Below are 21,641 nucleotides of genomic sequence, written 5' to 3' on the forward strand. Positions count from 1 at the left end.
CGGTCATCTTTCATATCTGATTAATCATATATTAGCATAAACTTATAACAAGTATATAGATAGAAGCGATCGAGTAAACAGTAATTATGGAAAAACCGTTTTCATGTCGTTAGCACATGTAATTCTGGGTCTTCTTCAGCAGCAAGCAATGACAGGCTATGACCTTAAAACAAGCTGCTTCGACCAATGCATTGGCCATTTGTGGCCAGCAGACCAAGCACAAATTTATAGAACCCTCGAAAAGCTAGTTGAGCAAGGCTATATTACTTGTACGATTGAGATTCAGCACGATCGCCCTAACCGCAAAGTCTACACCATAACCGAATCAGGAAAAGCTGAATTGGTCTTATGGCTTGGTACTCACCAACCCTTACCAATTCTACGGGAACCAATGCTGATTCAGTTGCACTTTGCAGATGAATTGCCTAATGAAATCATTATTCATCTATTAGAGCAGCAATTGGCGGCTCGAAACGAAAAGCTTGCCAAATGTGAAAATATCGATTTACCACTATTGGGTGATGAGTCTGCCAGCCGCGAGGAGGTAATGCAAAGGCTGGTGCTGGAGTTGGTCATCCGTAGAGAACAGACTTATATTGATTGGTTGAAGACAGCAATCAATGTCATTAGTCAGCAAAACCCACATTCATCACAATACCAAATTCTCTAACTTTCATCAATCAAAACAATGACAACAGTAGCAGTTAATCCCTATCTCGATCGCAATTTTGCCCCAGTCCGCGAAGAAATCACCACTGACAAATTGTCAGTTATTGGTGAACTACCCCCTGAGTTATCCGGGATGTTTGTCCGCAATGGCCCTAACCCTCAATGGTCACCCATCGGTGAATATCACTGGTTTGATGGAGATGGAATGTTGCATGGTGTACAAATTAGCAACGGTGTAGCAACTTATCGTAACCGCTACGTCCAAACAAGGGGATGGAAAACAGAACGAGAAGCGGGTAAGGCTATCTGGACTGGGTTGCTAGAACCACCACAAATGGATAATCCCCACGGCCCCGGCAAAAATACAGCCAACACCGCCTTAGTGTGGCACGCTGGTCAAATGTTGGCGCTGAACGAAGGGGGTAGTCCTCACGCTATCAAGCTGCCAGAATTAGAAACCATTGGCGAGTACACCTACGATGGCAAGCTGGTTTCTGCCTTCACAGCCCATCCCAAGGTAGACCCGGTGACTGGTGAAATGATGTTCTTTGGCTACTCTCCCTTCGTGCCACCGTACCTGCAATACAGTGTTGTTTCAACACAAGGGGAACTGTTGCGGACAGTGCCAATTGACTTGCCAATTGGGGTGATGATGCACGACTTCGCCATCACTGAAAACTACACCATTTTCATGGATTTACCCATGACTTTCAGCCCCGAAAGAGCGCAACGCGGAGAATCTGTGATGATGTTTGAGCGCGATCGCCCTAGTCGCTTCGGCATTGTACCACGTCACGGTAACAACAGTAATATCCGCTGGTTTGAGAGTCCCGCTTGCTACGTCTTCCATACCCTCAACGCCTACGAAGAGGGAGACGAAGTAGTGCTGATTGCTTGTCGCATGAGTTCCACTACAGTCTTGAATTTAAATGATTCGCAACCCGACCCAGACGCAAATATTCCCCGCTTGCATCGCTGGCGCTTTAACCTCAGTACCGGGACAGTGCGTGAAGAAATGTTGGATGATGTAGCTTCCGAATTTCCCCGCGTCAACGAAAACCTGTTGGGGCGAAAAACCCGATATGGCTACAGTAACAAAATGGCGAACAGTCCCCTACCTTTATTTGAAGGTATCATCAAATACGACTTCAGCAGTGGAAAGTCCCAAACCCATGAATTCGGAGAAGGACGCTATGGCGGTGAAGCTGTGTTTGCGCCACGTCCTGGTGCAACGGTAGAGGATGATGGTTGGCTGATGACTTTCGTCCACGATGAAAGTTTAGATACTTCAGAATTGGTAGTAGTGAATGCCCAAGATGTCACGGCTGAACCTGTAGCGCGGGTGATAATTCCCCAGCGGGTGCCTTATGGGTTTCATGGTGCCTGGGTTGGGGAGGAATAAGTTAGGTAGACAATACTGTTCGGTTAAGGCAAGAGACGCGATAAATCGCCGTCTCTACAAAGGACTAATTATTGTAGAGACGGCGATTTATCGCGTCTTTGAACCTCGAAGTTGCACCTTTGAACCTCAACTTAGAAATATATTTAACTATTCTTGAATTTACAGGGGTGAGCGTGTAGTAAAATTTGCTCACCTGTGTAAAGTGGAACATGGCTTTAGACTTTTCCGGTCAAAATCTCCAAGGACGCGACTTCAAAGGTAGACAAGACCTTGCGGGTGCAAACTTTAGCTATGCCGACATCCGAGGGGCAAACTTCACTAACGCTAACTTGAGAGGAGCAAACTTTAGCTATGCCAAAGCTGGACTGCAACGCCATTGGGTAATTGGTGCAGCATTAGTAATAGTCTCATTAGTTTTATCAGCACTATCAAAATCCTTAACTGTAGCTGTAGTAATAGTTTTAGTGATAGTTATCACTGTAGCTGCGGTTGTTTCCAGGTATAACTGGGCTGTTGCTCTGACTGCAAATCTGGTTTTAGCTATAGCTGGGTGTATAGCTTTGGTTTTGGCTTTAGCTATCTCAGCAGTTTTGGCTGTTTCTATACGCTCTATATCTGTATTTGATGTTGTTTTAGCTGGTGGTCTCCCAGTTATTTTAGGGTTTTTGGGGTTTATATATTTAGCTGCTATTGGCTCTAAAGGCGGAATTATATCTACAGCGAGAGGTCGGGTTGAAGCTGGTATTGTCCCTTTTTCCATAGCAATAGTTGACGAGTGTTTAAAGACTGTTATCACTAACACGGGCGGTACAAGTTTTCTCAGAGCTGATTTAACTGATGCTAATTTCACTGCGGCGACGCTGAAAAACACTAATTTTCTGGCTGCTAATCTAACTCTTACTTGCTGGTTCCAAGCTAAGAACCTTAATCTTGCTCGTGTTGGTGCAACTTATCTTGAAAAACCACAAATACGAAAGATAGTAATTACAAGACAAGGACAAGACAATAACTTTGATGGTTTATCACTGCGAGGTGTGAACTTACAAGCAGCAAACTTAGCAGATGCCAGCTTTCTCGGTGCTGACCTCAGTAAAGCAAACTTACAAGATGCCGATTTGTCAAGAGCAAAGCTCAAGCAAACCCAACTAGACGGCACAGACTTAACAGGTGCAACTCTCACCGGCGCGTACATCGAAGATTGGGGCATTACAAATACAACTAAATTGCATGGGGTGAGGTGTGAATATGTCTTTATGCGCTTACCCACCAAAGACGACCCCGATCCTCTCCGTAAACCTGATAACAAACAAGAGATATTTACAGACGGGGATTTTGCCGACTTTATCAAGCCAATTTTTGACACCCTCGACCTTTATCATAATCAAGGCGTTGACCCCCGCGCTGTTGCCATAGCCTTCAAAAACCTCGCCGAAAATCATCCCGAAGCCGAGTTAGAAATTGTGGCAATGGAGAAACGCGGCGATGATAAAATCTTGCTCAGAGCCAAAACCGCCGCTCTTAGCGATAAATCTCAATTGAGTGCAGAATATTTTGATGATTATAATCAACTCAAAGCTTTATCGCAGAGTCAGCAAGCACTACTTGTAGAAAAAGATAGTTATATTAGTGATTTAAAAAATATGATAACGACTGCACTCCAGCAGCCTAAATCTTATACACAAGGAAATACCATCATGTCTGATATCAGCGGCATCAATATTCAAGGTAGCAGTAATGTCAGCGGTGTCGCTGGCAATAATTCTATTGCTAACCTGGGAACCATCAGCGGTAATGTGAGTATTACCCTCAATCAATTACCTGATTCACCAGAAGCAGATAAACCAGGAATTAAAGAATTGTTATCGCAGTTGCAAGATGAAATTACACAGTCCACATATTTGCCAAATGAAGAGAAAGTTGAGGCATTAGAACAAGTGAAAGCTTTAGCCGAAGCGGGTCAAAATCCTCAAGAATCGACAAAGCAAAAGACTGCAAAAACCGCAATCACAATGTTGAAAGGGATATTTTCTAGCTTACCTGCTGTCGCTTCGCTGGTGGAAGCGGCTAATAAATTATTGCCTGCGATCGCCAAGTTATTCAGTTTAGGATAATCTCAATAGCCTTGGCGAATAGAATTCGCAGCTACACAGACAAAACCCGCCTTCGCGGGTTGCAAATTCTTTAAGTTTGTGTAGACGCGATTTCTAAGGGAACTCCAAGAAATAAATTATCCAATATTGTGGGGTGGGCATCTTGCTCGCCCTATGGACTGGGCGGGCGAGACGCCCACCCCACAAGAGTTAATTGAATATTTTTTTATTTGGAAGTCCCTAATCGCCAGTATATCTATTCGTCACCTAAAATTATTTTTCTTGATACCCTCCAGCGTAAGTAATTACGCAGATTGTTCTATATGATTTGTGAGTTCCATAAGCAACACCAGAGACTTTAAAAGCGCCGTTAAAAATATTTGTTCGATGACCGCGATCGGGCACACCATCATCAATAATTAATTGCATGACGATATCTTGGGCGGTGTTTGGCCCATAACTGATATTTTCGCCTGCGGTTGTCAGCCATCTACCATAGCGGTTGATGCGAGTAAACGGGTTGCTACCATCGCTACCATCATGACCTGTGGCACCTTTTGCGCCTTGGTCTTTAACGTGGTCTTTTGCTGCCAAAGACATACCCTTAGAGGCACTCAGAGCTACTAGAGGACGTGCTGATTTGAGAAATGCGATCGCCTCATCGACTGCTTTTACTCCTTCTTGAGTTCTCAAATAAGTATTATCAGAAATTTTGACTCGGTTGCCTTGAAAGCGCTTTCGATAGTTTTCCAAAATTGGCAGATATGCTTTAGGATTTGTTCTTACTTTATTTGTTTCAATAATTACCTGTTGTTCCAGCGGTGAAAGGTAATTTGCTTTTGCTAACAAAGTCGGATTATTTTCTTCAACGACTGCTGGCTGAGACTTGGCTACAGTTGGACTAGATTGAAGTAATTGATTTGAGCAACCAAATATTAAGGTAAGTGGAAAAAGTACCCAAAATTTAATTCGCTGCATTGATGACCTCACGATTTTTCTAGCAATTAGTTTAGTGAATTAGAAGGAATAGAAATTTTCAAACCACAGAACACTATGTCAAAGCTTTTACAGCTTCCCTAAGGCGAGTCTAGATTAACACACTAGTCATATAGATAACACTACAATTATCTTTGTTCCTGAGATACTACAAAATTATCACAACGATTTTTGGAACTTGAAGGCTTTGTTAGAGGATTCCCCAGTCTGTAGTTCAAGTTGCCATCGTCACTCTATGCACTGATTATTAAAATTTCAATAGCTGATAAACTTAAATTAGACAAAATAGAACTGAAAAAATAGCAACCATAACAATATAATTAAGTGTTGATAAAATGCATTTTGATAACTGCGATCGCACCTGAAAAAGTTTCTGATAGTTAAATTTAAGCTGAGTAAACAGATGCGGATGCTTGGACATATTAACTACAAAAGGTACTACCCATGAGTTCCCGCGCACTGCTGTTAGTAAATCGTCATGCCCGCCAAGGGCAAAAAGGTCTGTCGGAAGCGATCGATTATTTGAAGACACTCGGCTTTATTTTAATTGAAGAGTCTACAGAACATCCGAAACAACTTTCTGAAGCCATACTTCGCTATCAACATCAAGTTGATTTAGTAATAGTTGGTGGTGGCGATGGCACTCTGAATGCCGCAGTAGATGCTTTAGTTGAAACTCAGTTGCCCTTAGGAATTTTGCCTCTGGGAACTGCCAACGACCTAGCAAGAACTTTAGGAATTCCCAACTCCCTCAACGAAGCTTGTAATATTATTGCCCAGAAAAATTTACACCGTATTGACTTGGGTTGGGTCAACGGCAAGCACTTTTTTAACGTTGCTAGTTTGGGATTGAGTGTAAAAATTACCGAACGACTTACCAAAGAAGTCAAACGCCGTTGGGGAATATTTGCTTACGCCGCCACTGCATTGCAAGTGATTTGGTCAGCTAGACCTTTTAGTGCGGAGATTGCTATCAATGGTGAATCAGTTCGCGTGAAAACAGTGCAAATTGCTGTAGGTAACGGTCGCTATTATGGTGGTGGTATGGCAGTAGCAGATGATGCTGCAATAGATGACCAAAGACTAGATCTTTATAGTTTGGAAATTCAACATTGGTGGCAGATTATATTATTATTACCTGCAATGCGACAAGGGCGGCATATACATTGGGAGAGTGTACGCTCTCTTCAAGGTCAAGAAATACATTTATATACTCGCAAACCACGCCCCATTAATACAGATGGTGAAATCACTACTTACACACCTGCCCATTTCCGAGTTATACCTAAAGCTATAAGTGTTTTAGTACCCGCAGAAGTCAAGAGTTAGGAGTTAGGAGTTAGGAGTTAAGAGTTAGGAGTTAGGAGTTAAGAGTTAGGAGTTAAGAGTTAAAAGTTAGGAGTTAAGAGTTAAAAGTTAGGAATTGTTCTCCCTTATCTCCCTCATCTCCCTCATCTCCCTCATCTCCCCCACTCCCCTGACTCCCCACTCCCCACTCCCTTTGATCAAAATCACGCCAAATGCATCTGAGATTTTCTCAAGATATAAAGTCCCTGTTAGAACGCCTAGCCGAACAACCCCTGACTCTAGGTGATATTCTGGCAGAAACCTCAGAACGAGGGTTCAGCCTGGTAATTGCATTATTAGTATTGCCGTTTTTGTTTCCGATGCCACCGGGATTAACTGGCCCTTTTGGTGCTGCTTGTTTACTGTTGTCAGTACAAATGGTTTTAGGAAGGCGATCGCCTTGGCTACCGAAAAGAATCGCTAACTACAAATTTCCTCGTGCCTTTGCCCAGTTACTTTTACAAAACTTGGGTCGTCTCACTAAAATATTACAAAAAATAGCCCGTCCCCGATTGGGAAAAATAGCCCATAATCCCTTAATTTGGCGAATCAATGGGTTTTGCATCTCTTGGTTAACAATATTACTAATATTACCAATTCCCCTGACAAATCCTATTCCCACTGTAGGTATTTTACTTTTAACTGTTGCCACCATCGAATCTGATGGTTTATTAATTTGTATCAGCTATGTTATTACAGCCATGATTAGTTTGCTATTTGGATTTATTGGTTACGCTCTGTGGTTAGCTCCCGGTTTGCTACCATCTATATTTAAATAATAAAAGCCCCAGACCAAAGGCTGAGGGCTGTGACATATGTGATTTATTAGAGTGCATCTACCATTTAATAATCCGCTTTAATTCTGCCTCTATCCGGGCAAGTTTGACTTGTTAAGAATATTTTTTTATTTCCAAAATCAAAATTATCAGTAATAAATAAAGCCCTCAGCTAAAAGCTGGGGGCGAGAAATTTATTAAGGTGCATCTACCATTTAATGATCCGCTTTAATTCTTGCTCTATCCGGGTAAAATTGACTCGTTAAGAATATTTTTTTATTTCCAAAATCAAAATTATCAGCAATAAATAAAGCCCCCAGCGAAAGGCTGAGGGCTGTGATTTAATTAAGGTGCATCTACTATTTATATATCCGCTTTAGTCCTCACTTCATCAGGAAGAATTCAAAAAATAAGAGATAGCTGTGGCATTGATTTCGTTATCTATAACGTTAGTATTAACCTCAACAAGGACAACCTGCGGTATTTAACTAAGTAAGCATTGGTCATCTTCACCATAATTTTACAAATAGTCCAATTTTCGCCTAAATAGACAAAGTTTTTGTTAATATCTCTAGCAGGATATCCGCAATAGTACGAATTTGGTTTACTAGTTAGATATATGACTATGAAAATTAGACACACTCAATTTGATGAAGCGATGTCTACGACGGGCTATGCCTACGCATTTTATCCAAGCTGCCATGATAGTTCTATTTTCCCTTGGCAGTCTTGGTATTGTTGGGGGAAGCTTTTTCCTCAGAAAAGCTTTTAGCAATACTAGTGAACCTGAAATAATAACTGATACAGCACGCTATCAAGAAATTCGGAATCAATTGTGGTCTAATTATGACCTACTAAGACATTTTCCGAATCAAATTCCCACTGATGCTAAATATTTTCGCATTGCTTATTCTCCTGGATTTTTACAAGGAGGTAGTTTTTTTCAAATTAGATTTAAACAGCCGCCAGAAAAAATAAAAAAATTACTCTCACAATACAGAAATAATGCAAAACATAAATATAGAGGTGGTAATACAAACGACCATATAAACCAGCCTAACGGTGTGCCAACAACTTTTTTCTACACCAGTGACTTTCCGGCGGAAACTTTTCCAGATGCATATGAAATATTAGTATTAAATGCAACAGACAGAGGTAGATATGGCTTCAAATGGAATCATGGAAATAGCTATGGTGTTGCAATTAATAGTTCTGCCTCAGAAATTATCTATTGGGCTGAACAATGGTAGTTAGTACTGGATGCTGGTTTTACCCTTTTAGGTATATCACTTTAGATAGTTAAAATTTATATCCACTCTGGCTAATATTTATAATGTGCTGGAAAAACTATCTGAATATGTAGAATGTCAACTGCTTTAATTACTGGTGCCTCTAGTGGTATTGGTAAGGCTTTTGCCCAGGAATTAGCTGCACGCAAGACAAATCTTGTACTCGTTGCTCGTTCGGAAGATCAACTCAAAAAATTAGCTCAACAACTACAAGAGAAACACAAAATTGAAGTAGATGTTATAGTTAAAGACCTTACAGAAGCTAACGCTGCCGCCGCTGTATTTGATGCCACAAAAGCAAAAGGATTAACGATTGATTTATTAATCAACAATGCTGGTTTTGGTTGCTATGGTGACTTTGCTGAGTCAGATGGAGAAAGACAAGTTAAAATCGTACAATTAAATATTGTGGCATTGGTAGATTTAACCCATAAATTTCTACCTTTGATGCGGCAACGTCGTTCTGGAAGTATTATTAACGTATCTTCAATTACTGGATTTCAACCGATACCATATCTTTCTGTTTATGCTGCTAGTAAAGCGTTTATTCTCAGCTTTAGTGAAGCACTCTGGGCAGAAAACCGCCAATATGGTGTCCGTATCCTAGTTACTTGTCCAGGGCCTATAGAAACAAATTTTTTTGCAGAAGCTAATTTTCCTCCAGCTTTAGCAGGAAGCACAGAAAAGGTATATTCCTCTGAAGAAGTAGTTAGTGAATCTCTCAGAGCTTTAGAAGAATGGCAGCCTACCGTTATTATTGGTGATATTACTACTCAAATTAGAAGTACATTAGCTCGATTAGTACCGCGAAAAATTCTGCTGAATATTTTGGCAAAAAGGTTTAAAGTCTAAACGATTTTGGATTTTAGATTTTACAGCAGGATTAAGAATTCACGAGTCAGAATTCTGAATATAGTATATTTTATTGGCTCAAAAATCACATATACCTTGTTAATTGAACTCGATAACGGTCTTTTTTAGTAACAGCAATTTCTCCTACTTCTAAACGTCCTTTAGAGCGAATGGCGATTAAGTCGCCTGATTTGACTTGGGAACTAGCTTGAGTTACTTCTTTCCAATTGACGCGGACATCACCAGAGTCTATTAAATCAACCATTTTACTGCGGGACATGCCGAAACCAGCAGAGGCGATCGCATCTAATCGCAAAGACGCTTCCACAGTAGTTAATTCTTTTTTCTTCGGTTCTCGAACCTTTAACTCGGTAATCTCAATTTGTTGAGTTTTCACAGGAACCGATCGCACCTGTTTCAGGCTAATTTGCAAAAATTCCACCAACTCTGGTGCAACGATCGCCTGCGCCCCCCGTTCTCCCAAAACAATAATATCTCCTGTCTTTTCACGGACAATTCCTGTCCCCAGCATTGCGCCTAAAAAGTCGCGGTGACTGGCGGTATCAAACAAGAAATTACCAGCAATTTCTACTGCAACAAGGCTGACTTGAGATTGATCTAAAGGTAATTCCGAACGAGCGATCGCTATTCTTTGGCGTTCAGCTTGCGGATATCCACCCCACACAACTAATTGCACCTCTGTTAATCGACTAAACACCCGTTGAATTTCCGCCAATTCTGGAGGAGATAAAAAATCCGTTACAACCACTTCCCAAGTTTTAATAGCTTGCTCTGCTTGGTCAATTACACGAGCTACACTATCTCGATTTTCAACACCTTTTAAAAGTTCTTCTCGTGGCAACATTTGGAAAAATTAGGAGTTAGGAGTTAGGAATTACAGCGGATTTCAAGTTGCTGAAGTACACAGCTTCACTCTCAAAGCCAAGCATAGAGGTTGTCTTACTTCTGAATTCTGAATTCTGAATTCCTATCTTGATTCTAACTTTAATTCCCATTTTATAAGGTTTTCATCTCTAGCAATTTGTTGCATTCTTAACTTTTCAAGAATGCGAATTGAGGCAGCATGATCATCTGGAGAATGAGAGATAATTCTTTTGAGTTCCGGCTGAGTAAAAGCAAAATTCACTAATGCTTCTACAGCTTCAAAAGCAAATCCTTGCTGACGATACGCCGATATCACTTCATAACCCATTTCTGTTGTTCCTTGCTCATTAGGTTTGCCACCGAAGCCCAAATCACCAATCAGGGTATTATCAGCAATGTGAATCATCAGCCACACACCCCAACCCAACTGGGAAGGATCATCTATTAGCATCTGAGCATACATTGGGAAAAAATCTAACACCTCAGAGGCATACCATTCATCAGGAACACGTAACCCTAAGAGCCTTTCGACTTCAGATTTGTTTTTTGTTACAGCGGCTTGCGCCACTTTCAAGGAACAAGGAAGCAACTCAAGCCGCTGTGTTGTAATGTGTAAACTATGATTCATTTAGTACACGGTATTTGTGCCTGCATAACCCTGAATATTTTCTGGTTCAAATTGCCGTAATATTCTGGTTGCTTGTCGAGTCAGAGTTTCGGAACCTTCAACTGCAATTAAATATTTACCCGCATCCAGACGGTTGCGATAAGGTAAAGCATCACCACTACCTACGAGTAAACCAACTCCGCCACCGACAAACACACCACCCATAGCACCACTAGCAGCACCCAGCAGTCCTCCAACGATGTGATTGCCAACTTCACCCGCCCAGGCAAAAGTATGCAAATCAGTAATTAGGCTGAAGGTAAAACCTGCAAAAAAGCCGAATGGTATCAGCCAGGTTGCCATGAGCTGTGCTTGCTTTTTGGCTTGGTCTTTGGGGTCGATTAAGCCAAACTCGTCAGCGGTTTTATAGCCCTTCCCCAGAATAGTACTGCTTATGCCTTCTTTTTCTAAAGCTAAGTAAGCAGCTTCAGCCTGAATGCGGTCTGGTAATACAGCAACAAGGTAATTCATTGATTCTACAATAGTTATTTAATAAAAGTTTTGCCTTAATTAACAGCGTATCAGTCCTGTGGGCAGGAGTCAGAATTCAGAATTCAGAATTCAGAATTCAGGAGTCAAAATTTAGTATTACTTAGGTATTGACATGCAATACCAAATATGAATCACTGAAAAAATCAGATTTGTGGTAGGGGTTTAGTATTGCGCTTTACCTCTACAGTAATTTTTACGCTGATTACCCAATCCCCAATCCCCAGTCCCCAATCCCTTTTACTTTAATGAATCCAGTGGTTCACAAAAATTGTTCACGCCTTGCTTGAGGACATAAATTAAAACTGGTGTTGCCAAAATCTTCGGAAACGTGGGCGTTGTTTTGAGATGTTCCATCATTTCCTGAAGGGAACTATTGAGCAAATCTTCCCGATATTCTTGTTGACAAATAACCGCACGCCATTTTCTAGCCAAAGCATCCAACCATTCGGAATTTGCTCTTTCTGGTTCTTGTCCTGCGCGGATAGCTAGCGTCATCGCTGCATCCTCTAAATCTCCATCACAGTCTTCAATCAAGTCCAGCGCTTCCATATCGCTGGGATCATCTGCTAATTGAGAGCGAAACTGTGCAATTTCTTTTGATGTTACTTTAGTCATGGGTCTTTGACAAGGCGAGCGATGCCTACGGCGGTAAACTACGAACACTCAGTTATGTTAGTTCAATTTTGACACTTCACATGAAAATTGGGCATGGGGCATGGGGCATGGGGCATGGGGAAGATGAGGGGGATGAGGGAGCAGGGGGAGCAGGGGGAGCAGGGGGAGCAGGGGGAGCAGGGGGAGCAGGGGGAGCAGGGAGAGAAATAACCAATGCCCTATGGCCAATTTTTAGTAAAAAGCCTCATTTTGCAGTTTAATCACTGAAAAATGAGGCTTTTGAGGTTTTTTAATTAGAAATGCTACTCATTTCTATGATAAAGTTTAATTTTGGGTAACTAGCGTAGCCCTCTGAGGGTAACAGAGCGTTGCAGTTGAGCTAAAGCACGGTTGTAATCCAAAATTGCTGTGACTCGATTACCTTCAGCTCTTGTTAAGTCGTTTTCAGAGTTAATTACATCAGTTTGAGTGCCTACACCAGCTTGGAATCGCAAACGCGCTAAACGTAGAGCTTCTCTTGCTTGTTCTAAGGCGGTATTAGCGGTTTGAACATTCTCCAAATTAGATCGCTGGGTAGAAAAGGCTTGTTCTACTTGAAAGCGAATTTGGTTACGCTGTTCAGCAAATTGAGTTTCTGCGATCGCAATATTAACTTTCTGCTGAGCTGCCCTCGCTCTTGATGCTCCCCCATCATACAAATTTAGAGTTGCCCTAACTCCAAATGAATAACCATCTGTAACACTGACGCTATCATCAAACTGATCTAGCAGGTCATAGCTGGCTACCAAACTAATTTGAGGGCCTAGTTCTGCAAGGGCTTGTCGGCGCTGTTGATCGTTAATATTACGTTGTGCCAACTGTTGTTGGAGTTCCGGGCGGTTTTGAAAAGCTCGGACGATACTGTCTTCTAGCGTCAGATCCCAAAGACCAGCTAATTGTACAGGGTCGGCGGCGCTGATATTTATCCCCTGTGGCAAACTGATGCGAGTAGCCAACTGACGACGGGAAATTGTTTGCTGGGATCTAGCATTAGTTAGATCTTGTTGGGCATTTGCTAAATTCACCTGCGATCGCAGCACATCGAACCGCGTACCAACTCCAGCTCGCTCCAAAGCTTCTGCATCCCGTAAACTAGCCTCGGAGTTCTGTACAGCCGACTGGGCAATACGTACTTGTTCATCTGCTTGTTGTAAATTGTAGTAGTCAGTCGTCACATTCAAGCGAATTTCTTCGGACTGAGTTTCTACAGCCAACTCATTGAAGCGTACCTGTTCCCTAGCGGCGTTTCTACGGGCTTTACCTAACCCAGAGGTATATAGGTCATAAGACAGTTGTGCTTGTCCAGAAAAAGCTGTGTTGGGTTCATCTGTAGAGCGTAAGCTGTTTGGCCCGCTTAATTCATCCTGAAGCTGGTTAGTAGAAGATTGACTGCGAGTAAGATCCGCACTAATCCCAAGAGTCGGCAATAAACCAGCTTCCGCTTCTTTTAGGGCATATCGACTGCGTTGTAACTCCAATAACGCCACTTGTAAATCCCGATTGTTACGCCGTGCTAATTCTAAAGCCTGTCCCAAAGTAATCGGCTGATTTTCCTGGAGTGTCACTTCCCCCGGTTTAGTAGGAAATTGTAGGGGATTTGCATTGGGAATCAGGTTCTCAGGAATTTGCACCCCACCTGAGGGCACAGTGGGAGTTGGTGTCGAACCTGCTGGTGCAGGAGTTACGCTTCCTGGTAAAATAGGAGTCGGCGTTGAATCTGTGGGAACCGTGGTATTGCTCTGAGCTAGGCGTTTGTCAACAGCATTTTGTTGTAAACAGGTGTTTGAGGTCACCAGCAAAGCAGCCAAAGAGTCAGTTTTAGTTTTTCCCAACTCCTGCTGTGGACACCTCTCGGCTGACAACAGCTTTGCTGCGCCTACACCTGTGGGTGAAGTTTGTAAAAATGTCTGCAACTGAGTAACAGTATTTATCTTTTGAACTGCTGGCTGCTGTGAAGCAGACAGTGACAAAATTTCTTTTTGGGCAGAAGCTGGTTTAGAAGTGTAGTCAGGAACTACTATCTTCTTTAATTTCTGCCAATAAGGGCTTGAATTGCTCTGTTTTTGGTTGCTTTGAACAGAACGATTGATATCTGGCTGTTGGGAAGAACCAGAGGTAGCTGTTAAATCAGGAAGTCTACCTTCATCTTTTTGAGCTACTTGTTCTATTGGCACATCAGTATTCCCAGCCAGAAAAACTGGAATACTGTTATTACTTAAAGGCTTCACATTAAACTTAGTAAAACCAGGAGCAGGTAATAGGGTTGGAATACTAACATCTGCTGTTTTAGGCAATTGCGTATTCATGATGTCAACACCCAAGGTTTGACTATAGGTAGAAGTCAAAACACTCGGTGAAGACGCCAGCTGTACCCCACTTACTTTCACATTACCAGCCCACGCAGGCTGAGTTGTTAAGACCGCTGCTGTCACACCAGGCAAGAAGCTATGGAATAATTGCTGTCCTTTCACCGCATCCCCTCACACGAAAATCAATCTAGCGGCAGAAAACCTTTCTTCACCACAGAATATAGCACGATACTAAGTTTAGGAAAGAATATACTACGATACTAAATTTAGGAATCGGAACTCTGTTTATCTTCAAAACGTCTGACGATGCGAGAAAGTTCCGCCTTTTCATCGATACTAACGCGAGTAGGAGCACCGCTAACAATCCGTTCGTAGTTCCGGAATGAATCTTTAATTTCTGGCCCATCGGCAGTGATATTATACTCGCGAATGCCCTTATCGTGCCAAGAGCCTCTCATTTTAAATACGTTAATTGCCCGCGACATTTCTCCACGAATTTCTACGTACTGTAACATCAAAATTGTATCGGTAATCGTGGAAATATGAGAGTCTGTAATGGAATGCGATCCCATAAATTGGTCGGTTGTGTTAGTAAAGAAACCCGTAATTTCTTCTTGTTTGGCATAACCTGTAACACCAATCACAAACTGCCGAAATGCATTATTGCTTACTCCCCTGGCTAGTGCTGAGAGTGAGTCAATGGCGATGCGAGCTGGTTTAAAAATCGCAATTTCCGATTTAATGATTTGTAAGTGGTCTTCTAAGCCAGTGGATTCCGGATAGGTACAAATTATTTTGAGTAAACCCTGATGTTCTAATTCCTCAAAATCAATTCCCCAAGAAGAAGCGTTACGAGAGAGTTGGGCGCGTGATTCTTCATAAGCAAATAAGATCGCCTGTTCTCCATTGAGACAGCCATCTTGAATAAACTTACTAACTAATAGGGTTTTGCCAGTACCCGTGGCTCCTGTTGCTAAGATAATTGAATCTTTGAAGAAACCACCACCGCACATTTCATCTAATGTTTTGACACCAGAAGATACTCTGACATTAGAAGAACGTTGAGTCAAGCGCATTGCCCCCAATGGAAAAATGTTGACTCCTTCATTAGTAATTGTAAAGGGATACTCGCCTTTCATATGAGTTGTACCGCGCAATTTGAGAATTTCAATTGTGCGACGGCGGCGTTCTCCTTCTAAAACGTTGCGAACAATTACAACATTATCGGAAACAAATTCTTCGACTCCAAAAGATGCAACAGGGCCATATTCTTCGCTGCGTTCAGTGGTAATAACAGTGGTGACACTCAGTTGTTTGAGACGTGCTACCAAGCGAAAAATTTCCCGCCGCACGACTCCCATTGCTTCATACTGTTGAAACACCGCTGTGATTGAGTCTATGGAAACTCGTTTGGCTTTATATTTACGAATAGCATATTGCAAGCGCTCAATCAGGGCAGAAAGGTCAAAATTGCCAACGATATCTTGTCCTTCTGGATCGGGAGATGCATCGAGAATAAATAACTTGCCTTCTTCAATTAAGCGTGGCAAGTTCCACCCAAAAATATGAGCGTTTTTAATAATATCACTGGGCGATTCTTCAAAGGTGACAAATACTCCTGATTCGTCAAAGTAGGTAATACCGTTATAAAGAAACTGAAGAGATAATAAAGTTTTTCCCGTGCCTGATGTGCCACTAATCAAGGTAGTTCTACTAATGGGTAATCCACCATGACTAATGTCGTCAAACCCCTCAATCATCGTGCGAATTTTTTCTACGCCCCCAATTAACGGCGGTTTTTTTGGTTCTCTTTGCTCGTTTTGACTCATTGCTTGATAACAAATGGGTATAAAACCCTGTTTTTTATTACTAACATTATTGGATGAAGAATTCAGAATTCAGGAGTCAGAATTCAGAATAACTTTTGTACGACTGTTGGATGGCGGAGCTAAGCTGTGTCCGCGTACTGCTCCAAAGAAGCAAGCTACGCGTAGCGTCTCGTAGAGAGCATTTGAATTTTTGTTTAAAATCCCGCCCCTAGTGGGCAAAACTAGTATTAAAAATTTTCCTTCTTAAAACTCTATTCCTGTTTTGAAAAGTTGAGTTCGCCCTTGACGTTGCCCCAGGTATCGCCCGAAAACATCACCCCAAGGCCAGTTGTTTGCCGACGCAAGGCCACAAGAACGCACTGGCTCGACTTTTTGCTTTATGGATAGAGTATTCTGAATTCTGGATTCTGAATTCTGAATTCTGACTCCTGAATTCTGTTTTATTCGGTAAAGTCTTCTTCACTTAATTCCTCATAAAGTAAATCTAATCCAATTAATACTCGTTCTCTATCTGAAAGATCGCCGATAATTTTGCGAACTGGTGGAGGCAAAATTTTAGACAATGTTGGCGTTGCCAATATTTTATCTTCTTCGGCGAGTTGCGGGCTTTTCAGGACATCGATCACTTTTAACGCATAAACACCTTCAAACTCCTGTTCTAAAATATTTTTGAGTGTTTTTAATGCCCGTACTGAATTAGGCGTGTTCCCTGCTACATAAAGCTTGAGAACGTAGGTCTTTCTGGCTTTATTCATAAATTTACAGGCTAATTATTACAAGAAAAATACAAGATGCGAACGCGCAATGAAAGTAAATAAAAGTCGTAGCTTGTGCCGATTTAAACATCGATAAATTTAATTTATTTAGAAATCGAAGATCTATAGACTTCGCACAAGTGAGCGAGGATATCTATCAACGTCAGACGGTAATCGAGTAAAGTTTCATCACTCCTTCCTTCTAATTTTAGCTGTTTGGAAAATTCATCAATTACTTCCATGTGAATTTCGATAATTTGGGGCACAGGAATATTAGCATAAAATATAGTGTTGATAAATTTATCAATTTTTTCTTTAAGGGTTTTATCTGTGGTAAAATAATCTATAAGAATATCGCTGTAATCTAATTTCAACTGGTTTAATAATTCTTGACGTTCTCCTAGAGTCATCTCCTGGAAATGCTGTTGCCTTTTTTGCGAGTAACTAGCAAACACATAAAAATGCTTGTCATTATCTGGTTCATTTGGGTGGCGTTGCAACCAATATTGTGAAGAGTTGATTGTTCCAGAGGTAGTTACAGCAACAGGTCGATAGCAAAATTGCCCAATTTTGCCGGAAATTAAATTATATATCCACGCAACTACACCATTTTGGTTGGCTAAATCAACTGGATTCTTTAAATATTTGTTAACATCACGTTGGAAAATCAATATAGGTAATAACATTTATTGTCTATCTATCTCCTTGATCGACTTGACCAAGAAGCGTGGGCTAATAATTGTGGCAAACGCTTCTAGGGTAATACTGGGTGTGCAGTAAAGTTGTGGTTCCACCCCAAAATAACGCTCTGTGTCAACAGATAGCTCTAGCCACTCAACAACCTGGTGCAGCGACTGAGTGGTAGGACTGAGTAGGTTTTAGATGAGGTATGTATCGCCAAAAAAATATTATTTGCATATGCATATCTATGTATACAGATAGATAGACTTTTTTATTTTGCTCCTTGATAAGATACTTAAACGAACTTAAAGGAATGTCGCATTCTAAATCATTATAATTCCTCAAGGTTCTAAAGCGAATCTTTGGAGCCATAATTGTTTTAGCCGTGGCTATCGATGAGGAGTTTAAATACCAGTAAGACACTGGTGAAGGTATTTCCTAGAAATGAGGAGCGGCAAAAAGAAAGGTTGCCTCTCTGTTAAAGGTCGGACGCCAGCAGGTGCCCGTGAGTGCAAGTCCCATTGTTTTAATGGCGTTGAATATCGTAACCAAAATTGCTTATATGAGTCTTCTTAGAGGATATGGCTTCAGGCGCAAAGAACATCGGCAGTTGGCAGATGGGAATGCCGGAGTTTTCCGCAGGAAGAATGACCCCCAAAGCCTTATGTCAATGCTAGATTACCCGCTTTATGACTTTCAAGCAACCGTACCTAGCTGCCCCCAAACAAGTACTCTGGCGGTGGTGCTGGAGATTTTTGAGAAAGAGCAGTGCGATCGCTTGGTAGTACTTAATCAACAGCAAGAGCCCGTCGGATTGCTGTACTCTGCCCGTTTAATCCAAAAATTATTAGGCCATAGTGACGATAAAAATTTAAATTTACAGCAATCACTTTCTGTATTGGATCAAGCTCTAATTGATCCAATACAGACAATACCAGTTTCTGAGCGCGTAGAGCAATTTAGCTGGCGTTTGTCTGAACAACTTGCCCAAAAACAGCAAAATTTGGATTGGGCGTTGATTGACTCCGACGGTAAATATTTGGGGCTAGTGGATACGTCAAGCCTGTTGCGATCGCTCGCTAAGGAAAAAATGGCTGGCTCCCTCAATTCTGATGCTGTACAAACTCACTCCCAACCGCAGACGCCAAATCAACCCCAGCCATCGGTACAAAAACCATTGGTGAAGTTGCTGGAAAGACTGCCTTGGCCTTTGATGTTGGAAACGGGTAATGGCGAGGTAGTAGCCCAAAATCCAGCTTGGTGGCAACAATTAGGAATTTTAAAAGACCCAGAAGGAGTCAGGCGTCAGGTAGAGGCAATACTTACCCCCTTCCGAGCCAAGAAACCAGAATACGTTAAGCAACGAGGAATCAAAGTTCATCCCAATGGTGGTGAAGAACAACCAACGCCACGGTTGTTGGTTAAAAGTGAACCAGGCTTGTCTAGTCTCAACGACCTAACAGAAGCAGATACAGCCTCACAAACTACATCCAGTCGCTGCTTTTTGGATGCTCAACTAGGTACTTGTACTTGCGTTGTGGAAGTGCAAAATGGTCAGGAACGAATCTGGCAATTTGCCAAAATTCCATTAGATAGTCCAGAACTGAAAGTCATGGGTGCTGAATCAGAGATTCCACTCAGCACTGATTTGTGGTTGGTTTTAGCGACTGATGTCACTGAACAGCAGCAGCTATGCAAAGAATTAGCAGCCAAGAATGCCGATTTAATTCAACTAAATCGCTTGAAAGATGAGTTTTTAGCTTGTATTAGTCATGAACTGAAAACTCCCCTCACTGCCGTTTTGGGATTATCACGATTGCTAGTAGATCAGCAATTGGGAGAACTTAACGAGCGTCAAGCTCGTTATGCGGGACTGATTCATCAAAGCGGACGCCATTTGATGAGTGTGGTCAATGATATTTTAGATTTGACCAGGATGGAGACAGGACAAATGGATCTAACACTAGCCCCAGTCAAAATTCGGGCTGTGTGCGATCGCGCTTTATCCGAAGTCAAAGCCATTCACACTCAAAGCACCAAAGTCACAGTCGCGTCCCCAACTTCAAATACCCGTTCCTCTGCTCCCCAATTCAGCCTCTGTATTGAACCAGGTCTAGACCAAATTGTTGCAGATGAATTACGCCTGCGTCAGATGCTCATACATCTACTTTCCAACGCCTTCAAATTCACTGAAATATCAGGCGAAATTGGGCTGCGGGTGAGTCGTTGGGAAGGATGGATTGCCTTTACAGTTTGGGACACAGGCATTGGTATTCCTGAACACCAGCAACATTTAATATTTCAAAAATTCCAACAACTAGAAAATCCCCTCACCCGTCAGTTTGAAGGCACTGGTTTGGGGCTGGTATTAACTCGCGCCCTGGCTCGGCTGCACGGAGGAGATGTCAGCTTTTTATCTCGTGAAGGTAAAGGTAGCCAGTTCACACTGCTGCTACCGCCCAGTCCTCCAAAAGCAGGTTTCTCAGAGCCAGATATCGAAACCAGAGAAGACAGCCAAAAACGACACCAACAAACACGAGAAATTCTTCCAGCAGGTCGTCAGCATGTCACTAATTCTACACAGTATCATGCCGCTAGTTCCCAACGGCTGGTTTTGGTAGTGGAAGCAGTAGCCCGATATATTGAAGATTTGACCGAACAACTCAAAAGTGTAGGATATCGCGTAGTGATTGCGCGATCGGGAACAGAAGCAGTAGAAAAAGCTCGACGCTTGCAACCAATAGCGATATTTCTCAATCCCTTGCTACCCTTGCTCTCCGGCTGGGATGTACTGACTTTACTTAAATCTGACGCCGCAACTCGTCATATATCTGTAATTCTGACAGCAACGGCGGCCGAAAAAGAGCAAGCATTTGCCAACCGAGCCGATGGTTTCTTAAGCTTGCCAGTAGAACATCAGGTGTTAGCACCACTCCTAGAAAAATTATGTACTGTACAAGGAGTTTTACCGCTAGGGTCAGACAATAACGCCAGTCTCCCAATTCAAACGCCACTGCGAATTCTCAGGTTAGTGAATCCTGAGTTTGAATCAGTCAGTCCCCACTCCTCCCTGCGAGAACATCGGGTGATTGAAGTCGATGACCTAGATCAGGCAGAACTCTTGGCGCGGGTGTGGCAATTTGATGTCATTTTGCTAGATGTAGAGACTAGTACCGCCCAAACTTATTTGCAACAACTCATCCAACACCCACGTTTAGCAGCCATACCGTTGGTTACTTGCGATGTTGCAACTACACTAAAAGCCTCACAAATACCGGGGTTATCTGTATTTCCTTACTTAACACCATTTGGAAAAGACGCCAGCACTCCCACGGAGAAAACAGATGCCTTACTATCAGTATTGCAAATTGCTTCTGGTGTTTGCTGCCCTCCCAACATTTTGGTAGTGGATTTGGCTATGCTGCGTGATTTACCACAGGTAAGACGCAAGCAAGTCAAAGGCGATCGCACTGAAAACAATTGTTCAATCAGTAGTGAAACTGCCGAACGGGGGTCTGAGTGGTTCCAAGCTTTAATTCAGTACCTACAAACAGCAGGCTTCAAAGCAGCGATGAGTCCCTGTTGGGCAGAAGTGTTACAACAAATTCGTCATCAAAGCGTTGACTTGTTATTAATTTGCTTAGGAGAATCAGCTATCCATAAAGACGTACTCAAAGCCTTGAAAACCTTGGGAGATTCGCCTTTGAAGTTACCACCAATTTTAGTACTCAACCAGCCATTGAATCGCCCGGAAAGTATTTCCCAGCCTGGGGTGTCTGACAAGGGAATTCACAAGCCCAGGAAGAATGGGTTGGAATCGGTGGAAAATATTGTAAGTGCGATCGCTACCCAGATATTACCGCGATCCATATCAATGGAAGATTTGTTAAACCAGATTAATCAAGCTTTAGCTATCAACAGTCAAAATGAAAAATGCTAATGGGGAAT

Annotated in this window: 18 protein-coding genes; 9 read left to right on the forward strand and 9 right to left on the reverse strand. The window is 42.1% G+C overall.

Going from position 1 to position 21,641, the window contains the following annotated elements:
• Nucleotides 1-103 precede the first annotated feature (103 nt).
• From IQ276_RS21975 to IQ276_RS21985, 3 genes are all read left to right on the forward strand, one after another.
• Nucleotides 104-670 carry a PadR family transcriptional regulator gene (locus IQ276_RS21975; RefSeq protein WP_193921715.1) on the forward strand — a complete coding sequence of 189 codons (567 nt, stop codon included), beginning with the start codon at nt 104-106 and terminating at the stop codon, nt 668-670.
• Between the two features lie 18 nt (nt 671-688).
• Nucleotides 689-2,071, forward strand: coding sequence for a carotenoid oxygenase family protein (locus IQ276_RS21980; protein ID WP_193921717.1), 1,383 nt, complete (start codon nt 689-691; stop codon nt 2,069-2,071).
• 209 nt (nt 2,072-2,280) lie between these two features.
• A complete protein-coding gene (locus IQ276_RS21985; protein WP_193921719.1) occupies nt 2,281-4,182 on the forward strand; it encodes a pentapeptide repeat-containing protein in 1,902 nt (633 codons plus the stop codon).
• Nucleotides 4,183-4,434: 252 nt separating this feature from the next.
• Here IQ276_RS21985 and IQ276_RS21990 read toward each other — a convergent pair whose 3' ends face one another.
• The gene (locus IQ276_RS21990; protein ID WP_193920885.1) at nt 4,435-5,139 is read right to left on the reverse strand and encodes a CAP domain-containing protein; all 705 of its coding nucleotides are present in this window, start codon (nt 5,137-5,139) and stop codon (nt 4,435-4,437) included.
• A 462-nt stretch (nt 5,140-5,601) separates the two neighbouring features.
• Here IQ276_RS21990 and IQ276_RS21995 point away from each other — a divergent pair, with 462 nt between their 5' ends.
• The 4 genes from IQ276_RS21995 (at nt 5,602) to IQ276_RS22010 (ending at nt 9,421) form a co-directional block, all read left to right on the forward strand.
• A complete protein-coding gene (locus IQ276_RS21995; protein WP_193920883.1) occupies nt 5,602-6,486 on the forward strand; it encodes a lipid kinase in 885 nt (294 codons plus the stop codon).
• Nucleotides 6,487-6,677: 191 nt separating this feature from the next.
• On the forward strand, nt 6,678-7,283 hold the full coding sequence (locus IQ276_RS22000) for an exopolysaccharide biosynthesis protein (protein ID WP_235115866.1): 606 nt from the start codon (nt 6,678-6,680) through the stop codon (nt 7,281-7,283).
• Between the two features lie 647 nt (nt 7,284-7,930).
• Nucleotides 7,931-8,530, forward strand: a complete 600-nt coding sequence (locus tag IQ276_RS22005) for a hypothetical protein (RefSeq protein WP_190878412.1) — start codon at nt 7,931-7,933, stop codon at nt 8,528-8,530.
• 114 nt (nt 8,531-8,644) lie between these two features.
• Nucleotides 8,645-9,421, forward strand: a complete 777-nt coding sequence (locus tag IQ276_RS22010; protein ID WP_193922172.1) for an SDR family NAD(P)-dependent oxidoreductase — start codon at nt 8,645-8,647, stop codon at nt 9,419-9,421.
• An 85-nt stretch (nt 9,422-9,506) separates the two neighbouring features.
• On the opposite strand, the gene IQ276_RS22015 is transcribed toward IQ276_RS22010, so the two are convergent.
• The 4 genes from IQ276_RS22015 to IQ276_RS22030 all read right to left on the reverse strand — a co-directional run bounded on the left by IQ276_RS22015 (nt 9,507) and on the right by IQ276_RS22030 (nt 12,080).
• Nucleotides 9,507-10,286, reverse strand: a complete 780-nt coding sequence (locus IQ276_RS22015) for a photosystem II electron transport protein, Sll1252 family (RefSeq protein ID WP_193922169.1) — start codon at nt 10,284-10,286, stop codon at nt 9,507-9,509.
• Between the two features lie 123 nt (nt 10,287-10,409).
• Nucleotides 10,410-10,934 (reverse strand): GNAT family N-acetyltransferase, encoded by a 525-nt coding sequence (locus IQ276_RS22020; protein ID WP_193922167.1) that lies wholly within the window; start codon nt 10,932-10,934, stop codon nt 10,410-10,412.
• The gene (locus IQ276_RS22025) at nt 10,935-11,444 is read right to left on the reverse strand and encodes a hypothetical protein (RefSeq protein WP_190878420.1); all 510 of its coding nucleotides are present in this window, start codon (nt 11,442-11,444) and stop codon (nt 10,935-10,937) included. It lies immediately after the preceding gene.
• A 258-nt stretch (nt 11,445-11,702) separates the two neighbouring features.
• The gene (locus tag IQ276_RS22030; protein ID WP_190878422.1) at nt 11,703-12,080 is read right to left on the reverse strand and encodes a hypothetical protein; all 378 of its coding nucleotides are present in this window, start codon (nt 12,078-12,080) and stop codon (nt 11,703-11,705) included.
• Between the two features lie 80 nt (nt 12,081-12,160).
• Between IQ276_RS22030 and IQ276_RS22035 the strand changes: the two genes are divergently transcribed.
• Nucleotides 12,161-12,340, forward strand: coding sequence for a hypothetical protein (locus tag IQ276_RS22035; RefSeq protein ID WP_235115868.1), 180 nt, complete (start codon nt 12,161-12,163; stop codon nt 12,338-12,340).
• 78 nt (nt 12,341-12,418) lie between these two features.
• Here the strand turns inward: IQ276_RS22035 and IQ276_RS22040 are convergent, their stop codons facing one another.
• The 4 genes from IQ276_RS22040 to IQ276_RS22055 form a co-directional block, all read right to left on the reverse strand.
• Nucleotides 12,419-14,590 (reverse strand): TolC family protein, encoded by a 2,172-nt coding sequence (locus IQ276_RS22040; protein WP_193920189.1) that lies wholly within the window; start codon nt 14,588-14,590, stop codon nt 12,419-12,421.
• Nucleotides 14,591-14,694: 104 nt separating this feature from the next.
• Entirely contained in the window at nt 14,695-16,257 is a 1,563-nt protein-coding gene (gene kaiC, locus IQ276_RS22045; protein WP_190878426.1) for a circadian clock protein KaiC, read from the reverse strand.
• Between the two features lie 440 nt (nt 16,258-16,697).
• The gene (gene kaiB, locus IQ276_RS22050) at nt 16,698-17,012 is read right to left on the reverse strand and encodes a circadian clock protein KaiB (protein ID WP_073642657.1); all 315 of its coding nucleotides are present in this window, start codon (nt 17,010-17,012) and stop codon (nt 16,698-16,700) included.
• A gap of 104 nt (nt 17,013-17,116) precedes the next feature.
• Nucleotides 17,117-17,698 carry a KaiA family protein gene (locus IQ276_RS22055; RefSeq protein ID WP_193920190.1) on the reverse strand — a complete coding sequence of 194 codons (582 nt, stop codon included), beginning with the start codon at nt 17,696-17,698 and terminating at the stop codon, nt 17,117-17,119.
• Between the two features lie 659 nt (nt 17,699-18,357).
• Between IQ276_RS22055 and IQ276_RS22060 the strand changes: the two genes are divergently transcribed.
• The gene (locus IQ276_RS22060; RefSeq protein ID WP_235116339.1) at nt 18,358-21,633 is read left to right on the forward strand and encodes a hybrid sensor histidine kinase/response regulator; all 3,276 of its coding nucleotides are present in this window, start codon (nt 18,358-18,360) and stop codon (nt 21,631-21,633) included.
• The last annotated feature ends 8 nt before the right edge of the window (nt 21,634-21,641 follow it).

The sequence above is a fragment of the Desmonostoc muscorum LEGE 12446 genome, from assembly GCF_015207005.2.
Taxonomy (GTDB): Bacteria; Cyanobacteriota; Cyanobacteriia; order Cyanobacteriales; family Nostocaceae; genus Nostoc; species Nostoc muscorum.

Excerpts from the sequence above, each read along its gene's own strand:
- IQ276_RS21975 (WP_193921715.1), top strand. The coding sequence starts at position 104 with ATGTCGTTAGCACATGTAATTCTGGGTCTTCTTCAGCAGCAAGCAATG.
- IQ276_RS22060 (WP_235116339.1), top strand. The coding sequence starts at position 18,358 with ATGTCAATGCTAGATTACCCGCTTTATGACTTTCAAGCAACCGTACCT.
- IQ276_RS21990 (WP_193920885.1), bottom strand. The coding sequence starts at position 5,139 with ATGCAGCGAATTAAATTTTGGGTACTTTTTCCACTTACCTTAATATTT.
- IQ276_RS22025 (WP_190878420.1), bottom strand. The coding sequence starts at position 11,444 with ATGAATTACCTTGTTGCTGTATTACCAGACCGCATTCAGGCTGAAGCT.
- IQ276_RS22020 (WP_193922167.1), bottom strand. The coding sequence starts at position 10,934 with ATGAATCATAGTTTACACATTACAACACAGCGGCTTGAGTTGCTTCCT.
- IQ276_RS21980 (WP_193921717.1), top strand. The coding sequence starts at position 689 with ATGACAACAGTAGCAGTTAATCCCTATCTCGATCGCAATTTTGCCCCA.
- IQ276_RS22005 (WP_190878412.1), top strand. The coding sequence starts at position 7,931 with ATGAAGCGATGTCTACGACGGGCTATGCCTACGCATTTTATCCAAGCT.
- IQ276_RS22000 (WP_235115866.1), top strand. The coding sequence starts at position 6,678 with ATGCATCTGAGATTTTCTCAAGATATAAAGTCCCTGTTAGAACGCCTA.
- kaiB (WP_073642657.1), bottom strand. The coding sequence starts at position 17,012 with ATGAATAAAGCCAGAAAGACCTACGTTCTCAAGCTTTATGTAGCAGGG.
- IQ276_RS22030 (WP_190878422.1), bottom strand. The coding sequence starts at position 12,080 with ATGACTAAAGTAACATCAAAAGAAATTGCACAGTTTCGCTCTCAATTA.
- IQ276_RS22035 (WP_235115868.1), top strand. The coding sequence starts at position 12,161 with ATGAAAATTGGGCATGGGGCATGGGGCATGGGGCATGGGGAAGATGAG.
- IQ276_RS21985 (WP_193921719.1), top strand. The coding sequence starts at position 2,281 with ATGGCTTTAGACTTTTCCGGTCAAAATCTCCAAGGACGCGACTTCAAA.
- IQ276_RS21995 (WP_193920883.1), top strand. The coding sequence starts at position 5,602 with ATGAGTTCCCGCGCACTGCTGTTAGTAAATCGTCATGCCCGCCAAGGG.
- IQ276_RS22010 (WP_193922172.1), top strand. The coding sequence starts at position 8,645 with ATGTCAACTGCTTTAATTACTGGTGCCTCTAGTGGTATTGGTAAGGCT.
- kaiC (WP_190878426.1), bottom strand. The coding sequence starts at position 16,257 with ATGAGTCAAAACGAGCAAAGAGAACCAAAAAAACCGCCGTTAATTGGG.
- IQ276_RS22055 (WP_193920190.1), bottom strand. The coding sequence starts at position 17,698 with ATGTTATTACCTATATTGATTTTCCAACGTGATGTTAACAAATATTTA.
- IQ276_RS22015 (WP_193922169.1), bottom strand. The coding sequence starts at position 10,286 with ATGTTGCCACGAGAAGAACTTTTAAAAGGTGTTGAAAATCGAGATAGT.